The 7,641-nt window shown below is 71.0% G+C and carries 10 protein-coding genes and 1 pseudogene; 4 read left to right on the top strand and 7 right to left on the bottom strand.

Annotation, left to right across the window (positions count from 1 at the left end):
- A pseudogene (locus AC1DY2_RS11740) lies at positions 1-237 on the top strand (carboxylate--amine ligase); the annotation flags it as partial.
- On the opposite strand, the gene AC1DY2_RS11735 reads toward AC1DY2_RS11740, so the two are convergent.
- The 3 genes from AC1DY2_RS11735 to AC1DY2_RS11725 form a co-directional block, all read right to left on the bottom strand.
- Positions 238-720, bottom strand: a complete 483-nt coding sequence (locus tag AC1DY2_RS11735; protein ID WP_476762598.1) for a PKD domain-containing protein — start codon at positions 718-720, stop codon at positions 238-240.
- Between the two features lie 335 nt (positions 721-1,055).
- Positions 1,056-1,637, bottom strand: a complete 582-nt coding sequence (locus AC1DY2_RS11730) for a hypothetical protein (RefSeq protein WP_476762597.1) — start codon at positions 1,635-1,637, stop codon at positions 1,056-1,058.
- A gap of 98 nt (positions 1,638-1,735) precedes the next feature.
- Positions 1,736-1,963: a hypothetical protein gene (locus AC1DY2_RS11725; protein WP_476762596.1), complete on the bottom strand. Its 228-nt coding sequence runs from the start codon at positions 1,961-1,963 to the stop codon at positions 1,736-1,738.
- Positions 1,964-2,088: 125 nt separating this feature from the next.
- Between AC1DY2_RS11725 and AC1DY2_RS11720 the strand changes: the two genes are divergently transcribed.
- From AC1DY2_RS11720 to AC1DY2_RS11710, 3 genes are all read left to right on the top strand, one after another.
- On the top strand, positions 2,089-2,793 hold the full coding sequence (locus tag AC1DY2_RS11720; RefSeq protein ID WP_476762595.1) for a GAF and ANTAR domain-containing protein: 705 nt from the start codon (positions 2,089-2,091) through the stop codon (positions 2,791-2,793).
- Positions 2,790-3,512 (top strand): GAF and ANTAR domain-containing protein, encoded by a 723-nt coding sequence (locus AC1DY2_RS11715; protein WP_476762594.1) that lies wholly within the window; start codon positions 2,790-2,792, stop codon positions 3,510-3,512. Before AC1DY2_RS11720 ends, AC1DY2_RS11715 begins: the two co-directional genes overlap by 4 nt.
- 127 nt (positions 3,513-3,639) lie before the next feature.
- The gene (locus AC1DY2_RS11710) at positions 3,640-3,990 is read left to right on the top strand and encodes a hypothetical protein (RefSeq protein ID WP_476762593.1); all 351 of its coding nucleotides are present in this window, start codon (positions 3,640-3,642) and stop codon (positions 3,988-3,990) included.
- Here the strand turns inward: AC1DY2_RS11710 and AC1DY2_RS11705 are convergent.
- From AC1DY2_RS11705 to AC1DY2_RS11690, 4 genes are all read right to left on the bottom strand, one after another.
- Positions 3,972-4,286, bottom strand: a complete 315-nt coding sequence (locus AC1DY2_RS11705; RefSeq protein WP_476762592.1) for a DUF7882 family protein — start codon at positions 4,284-4,286, stop codon at positions 3,972-3,974. The genes AC1DY2_RS11710 and AC1DY2_RS11705 overlap by 19 nt on opposite strands.
- Before the next feature lie 122 nt (positions 4,287-4,408).
- Positions 4,409-5,293, bottom strand: a complete 885-nt coding sequence (locus AC1DY2_RS11700; protein ID WP_309976958.1) for a MurR/RpiR family transcriptional regulator — start codon at positions 5,291-5,293, stop codon at positions 4,409-4,411.
- A complete protein-coding gene (murQ, locus tag AC1DY2_RS11695; protein WP_476762591.1) occupies positions 5,283-6,350 on the bottom strand; it encodes an N-acetylmuramic acid 6-phosphate etherase in 1,068 nt (355 codons plus the stop codon). Before murQ ends, AC1DY2_RS11700 begins: the two co-directional genes overlap by 11 nt.
- Positions 6,347-7,603, bottom strand: a complete 1,257-nt coding sequence (locus AC1DY2_RS11690; RefSeq protein ID WP_476762590.1) for an anhydro-N-acetylmuramic acid kinase — start codon at positions 7,601-7,603, stop codon at positions 6,347-6,349. Before AC1DY2_RS11690 ends, murQ begins: the two co-directional genes overlap by 4 nt.
- Positions 7,604-7,641 lie beyond the last annotated feature (38 nt).

Genomic DNA, 7,641 nt, shown 5'->3' with positions numbered 1-7,641 from the left:
CCCGCGGCGGACGCGCTGCGCGGGTTCGTGCGCCTGCTGGAGCCGCAGCTGACCGAGACCGGCGATCTCGACGTGGTGCGCGCGTCGGTGGAGCAGCTCCTGCGCGACGGCACCGGCGCGATGCGGCAGCGGGCCGCCTTCGAGGCCGACGGCATGGCAGGGGTGCGGCGACTGCTCGATGCGTCGATCGTCGCCGACCGGCACCGCAACGGCGAGCCGTCGGCCGCCGCACTGTAGTCAGCAACCGGGCGCGTCGGGATGGGCGTTGCAGTCGCCCCGCGTCAGCACCGTGTCGAACTCGCCGACGAGCACGCGCTGCGGTGCGCCCGCCACGGCGAGCGTGCCGGCGATGGCGCGCCACGGTGAGCCGGCGAACCGGTACTCCGCGCGCAGGGTCGCTGCGACGTCGACCGTGTACTCGCCGGCCGTCGCATAGACGTGGCTCGTCGCCGTCTCGGTGAACTCGGCCTGACCGAGCGCCGCCCAGGTCGCGCCCGGGGTCGCGCTGTCGACGACGGCACCGTCGCTGTGGCTCCACCGGTACCCGATCGGCGTGAACCGCACGTCGGCCGGTTGCCCGAGCAACGTCCCTGACACGACCTGCACGGATGCCGCGGCCACGAAGTTCGCCGGAAGGCCCTCGACGGCCCACCCGGCGGGCTCCATGCCGTTGCCGGGCGCAGCGGGCCGGAACGACGCGATGTCGCGCAGGGTCACCACGACGGGCGCCGCCGCCGGGTCCTCCGGGACGGTCGGGTCGACCGCGCACAGCGCGATGTTGGACGGGCTGCAGTTCTCGGGTGGGACCGGAGGTGCGGGTGCGTCGACGTCGCCGCCTTCCTGCGCTGCATCGGAATCCGTCTCGCTTGGCGCGTCCGACGGCCCTTCATTGACCGGTGGCGTGTCCAGCAGCCCTTCCAAGATCGCTTTCTGTCCGTCAAGGCTGTCGTTTACGTCAGGCTTGCATCCGATGTACCCCACCGCGGGACTGCACGCATAGGCCGGAACTGCTCCAAGGACGACGGCCAGTACAAGGCCCCCTACGACCCCCGCGGTCAGCAGAAGTCTTTGCCGGACCACAGCTCAACCGTGTCTACTGCCAGATCGGCGGGATTGGTACCAACAAGGGAAGCAACGAGCGGCGTTCGATCATCTCGCTCAGCTGGAGTGACGTCGGCGCCATTTGCGTCGCGAACCACGACGTCGCTCACGTCACGGCACACGTAGATCGTTACTCGGGTCCCTGATTCGTGAACATCCTGCTGTACGAGCGAGAAATGATCGAGAGTTGCCCTGCCTTCGACGCGAATACCCAGCTCTGCGTATTGTGCGAATTCCTCTAGTAGACCAGGGACATAGTCCGACGTGGCGACATCGGCAATTCGATCTGCATCTGCCCCGGATTGGCTGGCGATGGTTTGAGAGACCAATTCAAACTTCTCGTACGCGGCCTCGGCGGCGGCCAGCGCCTCCTCGTCGGTCGCGAAGACCGGGTCCGAGGTGGGCGAGGACGTGGGCGCGGCGGTGGGGGTCGGGGCGCCGCTGCATCCGCTCAGGGGAAGCAGCACCGCCCCCGCGATCGCGGCCAGCGCGCCCGCGCGAAGCCGCACGCGGAGGGGGGCGGGTGACTCGGGCATGGCGTCGAGCCTAAGCGAGCAGTCGGTGCGAGCGGGTCGTTATCCACAGCGGTACGGGCGCCCGGGACGGCGCGCCCGAGACGCGCGAAGTTCGCGCCTCAGCTCATGAGGTCGCGGACGAGCTCGCCCCACTCGAAGCCGCACTCGCGGCAGTCGAACAGCGGGTCTTCGTGGGCGAACGCGTCGGCTGCGGCATCCGTCGACTCGATCTCGACGACCGTGTGGAAGGACGATGTGACGACCACGCGAACCGTGGTCGACCCGCAGCGCGGGCACGGCTCGTCGAGCACATCGTGCGCGACGCTGGTCTGCAGCTGGTTCCTCATGGCGCCAACGGTACGCCGCGCCGCCGACATCGCCGGGCGCACACGCGCAGTGCAGACGAGTGGCAGCAAGGGCTTTCACATCCTCACGGGGGCCAGTAGCGTCGAAGGCAGGAGGCGGTGGCGTGATGACGAGCTCGTTCGGTGCGGCATTGGAGGCACTGGACCGGTCCTCCGGTTCTCCCGCCGAGTTCTGCCGACCGTTCCTCGACCTCTTCCCGGTGAGTGGGGCCGCCGTCTCGACGGTGGGCAACGTGCTCGGCAGCGAGACGCTGTCCGCCAGCGACGAGATCGCCGCCCGCCTCGACGAACTGCAGTTCGACCTGGGTGAGGGCCCGTGCTGGGATGCCGTGCGCTCCGGCTCGCCCGTGCTCGAGCCCGATCTGCACAGGGCGCCCCCGCGCTGGCCGGCGTTCACCGCGGCGGCCCGTGACGACGGACTGCGCTCGATCTTCGCCTTCCCGCTCGCGGTCGGCCCGCTGCGCATCGGCGCGGTCGACCTCTATTCGCTGCGGCCGGTGGAGTTGAACCGCACCCAGATCCGACAAGCCGATGCGATGGCGGGGGTCGTCGGCCGCCATGTGCTGCGCCAGGCGCTCGTCGAGGTCGGGCGCGACCTCGACGACAAGGGCAACGCCTTCTCCCGACGCATCGTGCACCAGGCCACCGGCATGGTCCTCGCCCAGCTCGACCTCTCACCCGACGATGCGCGACTCGTCATCCAGGGGCATGCGTTCGCCACCGAGCGCACGATGATGGAGGTCGCACAGGACATCATCGACGGCCGGCTCCGCTTCTCGAACCAGCACGACGCGATCGAGGCGAGCCAATGACCGAGCAGCGAACGAAGGAGACGCGACTCCTCCAGACGTTCGCGATCCTCGCCGATACGCTCGTCGACGGATACGACGTGGTCGACCTGCTCCAGCTGCTCGTCGACAGCTGCGCCGAGCTCCTCGACACCACCGCGGCGGCAATCCTGCTCGCCGACGGCCATGGCGAGCTCGACGTGATGGCGTCCACCAGCGAGGCGAGCCACCTCGTCGAGGTGATCCAGCTGAGCGCCGAGGCCGGGCCGTGCGTCGAGTGCTTCCGCTCGGGCGAAGTCGTCGAGGTGCCCGACATCGCCGACAGTCCGGTGGAGTGGTCCCGGTTCCGCGACCGGGCCCTGGAACTCGGGTTCGAGTCGGTGCACGCGCTGCCCATGCGCCTCCGTGACAACACGATCGGCACGCTCAACCTCCTCCGCGATCGAACCGGCACGCTCGACGAGGAGGACCGCATCGCAGCCCGGGCGTTCGCGGATGTCGCGACGATCGGGATCCTCCACGAGCGCTCGATGCGAGAGACGGCCGTGCTCGCCGAGCAGTTGCAGGGTGCGCTGAGCAGCCGGGTGGTGATCGAGCAGGCCAAGGGCGTCGTGGCCCACACGAACGGCGTGACCATCGAGCAGGCGTTCGAGCTCATCCGACGGTATGCGAGGTCGCACCAGCTCGGGATCAGCAAGGTCGCCGCCGCGATCGTGGATCGCTCGCTTCGGCTCGGCGACTGAGGCGCACCGTTCGCCCGCGCGCATCCGGGCGACGGGATATCTGGCGCCACGCGGCATCCGGATTTAGAATTGGGTCGGTGCCCCGGACCCCGGCAACCGCTCCGATGTCGAGCCGAGGGGGGTCGCCATGAAGCTCATCACCAGCCGCGTCGGGTCGTACCTGACCGGGACCGAGATCGCCGACGCCGTCATGCGCTACGGGCTCGCGCTGGCGCGGAAACAGGAGCTCGATCTCATCGAGATCCCGTTCGTGTCGAGCGACGGGTCGGTGCGCCGCGCGCAGTTCACGATCGGGTGGCAGGTCGAGACCGCCTCGATCTCACGCGTCGAGCCGAGCGACGAACTGCTGGAGGCCGACACGGCGCAGTTGCTCAATGCGAAGGCCGATCGAGTGGGCCTGATCAGCGCCAGGCCGTTCAGCGCCGAGGAGCTCGCCGACTTCGCGACAGTGCAGGTCGACTACGTCGAGTCGTGCTGAAGCGCGGCAGATGAGGCCGGCTCCGGAACCAGGGTCAGCACGCCGGTGAGCCCGACCTCGCCGGCGAGTTGCTCGAGCCACGCGTGGTTCAGCACCGGCTGCCGATTGCCGTGGTAGACGAACTCGATGGCCGTGCGGGGGCTCACCCAGTACGACAGCATGCCGCCTTCGCCTCGCAGGGTCAGTGAGAAGTGCTCCCCGCGGCGCAGCTTGTCGATGATGACCACCTGCAGGTGCGCGAGCGCGCGGTCGTCGAGCTCGATCGGCTCGCCTCGGTCGTAGATGAGGAAGCCCATGATGGCCCTCGATGCTCACGGGCGCGGTGTCGAGGGGTGACGGCACTCCGGCCCGCCGTTCACTCGATTGTCGCGCGTTCGGCACCGGTCCGATAGAGGCAGAACCGCTCCGAGAGGGCGGATCAGTCGCGGCGCTTGCGCGCCGCCACCTTGTGGCTGGCGGTCACCTCGAAGGTGCGGCGCAGCGGATCGGCGACGTCCTCGTGCCGGCGCTGGGCGACCCGCACGAACACGAAGTCCACGACGGCGAGCTGTGCGATGCGGCTCGACATCGCGCCCATGCGGTACGGCGATTCGCGTGCCTGCGTGGTGAGCACCGCGTCGGCCACTTCGGTGATCGGTGAGTCGGGCGAGTTCGTGAGGGCGACGGTCATCGCGCCGGCGTCCCGCGCGACGGTGAGCGCGTGGATGGTCTCGCTCGTGAGCCCCGAGTGCGAGATGCCGATCGCGACGTCACCGGGTTTCCGCAGCGCCGCCGTCACGAGGGCGAGGTGCACGTCGACCGAGCACGACGCCGAGATGCCGATGCGGGCGAGCTTCTGCTGCAGGTCCTGGGCGGTGAGCCCGCTCGCGCCGAACCCGTAGAGGTCGACGTGCCTGGCACCGGCGATCGCGTCGACGACCCGGTCGAGCACCTCGACGTCGAGGCCCTGCACGGTCTGCTCGATCGCGAGCACCTCGTGGAACGCGATCTTCGCGACCACGTCGGCCGCGGCGTCGTCGGGGCTGATGTCGGAGTCCGCGAGGCCGAACCGGTCGCGCTCCGCGGCCTCGCGGCTGATCGCGCTCGCGACCTCCATGCGGAACTCGCGGTAGCCGCTGTAGCCGAGGGTCTGGCAGAACCGCGCGACGGTCGACAGGGAGGTGCCGCAGAGCTGCGCGAGGTCGGTGATGGTCAGGTCGACGACGATCCCGGGATCGGCGATGATCGCCTCCGCGACGCGCGCCTCGGACGAGCTCAGGCGCGGCAGCGCCTGGCGCACGTTGGAGAGCACGTCACGAGCCATCGTTCTCCTCTGCTCGGGTCGCGGGCATGGACGTCGCGCGAACCTCACTCAGAGCATCTCGCAACACCCCATCGTGCGACGAGAGGCGCGCGATCGCGTCATCGGGAGTCACCCCAGTAATGGTCACGAGGATCGCGGCCTTCACCGAACCGCCCACCGATTCGAGGGCAGCGGATGCCGCAGCGGCATCCGTACCCGTCGCCAGCATCACGATGCGTTCCGCACGTGCGCGGAGCTTCGCGTTGGTGGCCTGCACGTCGACCATGAGGTTGCCGTGCACCTTGCCGAGCCGCACCATCGCGATGGTGGAGATGGCGTTGAGCACCAGCTTCTGGGCGGTGCCGCCCTTGAGACGGGTCGAGCCGGCGACGATCTCGGGGCCGACGACGGTCTCGATCGCGAGGTCGGCGACGTGGCCGATCGTCGATCCGGCGTTGCACGAGAGACCCACGGTGAGTGCCCCGAGCCGTCGTGCGTGTTCGAGGGCCCCGACGACGTAGGGCGTGCGGCCCGAGGCGGAGATGCCGACGACGGCGTCGGCGGCCGTGAGCCCGATGGCGTCCAAGTCGGCCGCCCCGCGCGCCGCGTCGTCCTCGGCGTCCTCGACGGCGGAGCGCAGGGCCACCTCGCCGCCCGCGATGACGCCGACGACGAGGGCCGGATCGGTGYCGAAGGTGGGCGGGATCTCGCTCGCGTCGAGCACGCCCATGCGTCCGGCGGTGCCGGCGCCGAGGTACACGAGGCGGCCACCCGCGCGGAGGCGCGGGACGATCGCGTCGATGGCCGCGGCGACCTGCGGCGCGGCATCCGTCACCGCGGCGACCGCCTGCGCGCTCTCCTCCTGCATCGCCGCGAGCTGCGCCTCGGTCGCGAGCAGGTCGAACTCGCCGTGCGCGTCGTTGACGCCCTCGGTGTCGAGCTCGCCGAGCAGCTGGCGCAGCGCGGCATGCTGCTCGGTCGCCGTGGCCTGCGGCGCCTCGGCCTGTTCGGCCGCCGGCCGCGTCGCGGGCTCGGACTGCGCCGACCGCACGGCATCGTGCTGGGCGGTGTGGTTCATGACGGTGTTCCCCTGGATTCGGTGCTGCTGATGCTGACGGATGCGACGCCGGTGAGCGGCGGCGGAAGGTGCAGGCCGGCGGGGCCGGGCGTCAGGCGGCCGGCGATCCTGGGCTCGCCCCGCGCGTCGCCCGAGAGGCGCGCGGGCACCCCGTGCCAGCTCAGGAAGCCGAGGAACGCGAACATCAGCGATTCCTTGAACGACGGGTCGATGCCGCGCAGGTCGCTCGTCTCGACGGCGAGGCCGCGATCGGCGGCGAGGCCGGTGATGCGTGCCATGAGCGCGGGGTTCAGCGCGCCTCCGCCCGAGCAGAGGAGCAGTGCGGGCCGGTCTGCGCCCGCGCCCGCGTCGAGGCTCGCGTCGCCCCCCAGTGCGACGGCGTCGACCACGGTGCGCGCGGTCAGCTCGGTGAGGGTCGCGACGAGATCCTCGAGCCGGAGCGCGCCGGTTCCGGATGCCGCGACCGCCCGGTCGACGACGCCGAGGTCGAACGTCTCGCGCCCGGTGGTCTTCGGCGTCGGAGCGGAGAAGTAGGGATGCCGCAGCAGCTCGTCGAGCAGCGCGGGGTCGACCCGTCCGGCGGCCGCGAGGCGACCGTCGTCGTCGTAGCCGAGGGCGCCCTCGGTCGCGCGCACGACCACGGCGTCGATGAGCCCGTTGCCCGGGCCGCTGTCGAACGCGAGCACGTCGCCGTCCGGTCGCACCAGCTGCACGTTCGCGATGCCGCCGAGGTTCGCCGTGGCGATCGCGCGGCCGGTCCGGGCGGCTTCGGCGCCGAGCCAGGCCGCGTCGAAGACGGCCATGAGCGGGGCGCCCTCCCCGCCCGCGGCGATGTCGGCGGYGCGCAGGTGCGAGAGTACTGGCGCGCCCACGCGCTCGGCGATCCACGAGGGCTCCCCGAGCTGCAGGGTGCCGCGGGCGTGCCCGTGCTCGACCCAGTGGAAGATCGTCTGGCCGTGCGAGACGACGAGGTCGGGCACGGCTCCGGTCGCCTCCATCCCGGTCGCCGCGGCATCCGCGAAGGCCTGGCCCAGGAGGGTGTCGAGCTCGCAGAACGCGCCGGCGGTGAGCGGCTCGCCCGCCGAAGCCGCGAGGATGCGGTCGCGGCCCTCGGCCGACCACGCCACCGTCTCCGCGTGCAGCAGCCGCATGCCCACCGCCGGGCGTTCGCCCGCATCGTGGGCGGCCACCTCGACCACGGCCACGTCGATGCCGTCGGCCGACGTGCCCGACTGCAGCGAGAGCACGATCATGCCGTCACCTCACGGCGCGTGCCCTCGGCGAGGAGCTC

The sequence above is a fragment of the Agromyces sp. P1_H4 genome (assembly GCF_056405255.1).
Note: the sequence above shows the minus strand (reverse complement) of the source record. Positions and strands in the feature narration are given on the sequence as shown.

Bases quoted from the DNA above. Each gene is read 5' to 3' on its own strand.
- AC1DY2_RS11715 (WP_476762594.1), top strand. From the start codon at position 2,790: ATGACCGAGCAGCGAACGAAGGAGACGCGACTCCTCCAGACGTTCGCG.
- AC1DY2_RS11710 (WP_476762593.1), top strand. From the start codon at position 3,640: ATGAAGCTCATCACCAGCCGCGTCGGGTCGTACCTGACCGGGACCGAG.
- AC1DY2_RS11700 (WP_309976958.1), bottom strand. From the start codon at position 5,293: ATGGCTCGTGACGTGCTCTCCAACGTGCGCCAGGCGCTGCCGCGCCTG.
- AC1DY2_RS11730 (WP_476762597.1), bottom strand. From the start codon at position 1,637: ATGCCCGAGTCACCCGCCCCCCTCCGCGTGCGGCTTCGCGCGGGCGCG.
- AC1DY2_RS11725 (WP_476762596.1), bottom strand. From the start codon at position 1,963: ATGAGGAACCAGCTGCAGACCAGCGTCGCGCACGATGTGCTCGACGAG.
- AC1DY2_RS11720 (WP_476762595.1), top strand. From the start codon at position 2,089: ATGACGAGCTCGTTCGGTGCGGCATTGGAGGCACTGGACCGGTCCTCC.
- AC1DY2_RS11705 (WP_476762592.1), bottom strand. From the start codon at position 4,286: ATGGGCTTCCTCATCTACGACCGAGGCGAGCCGATCGAGCTCGACGAC.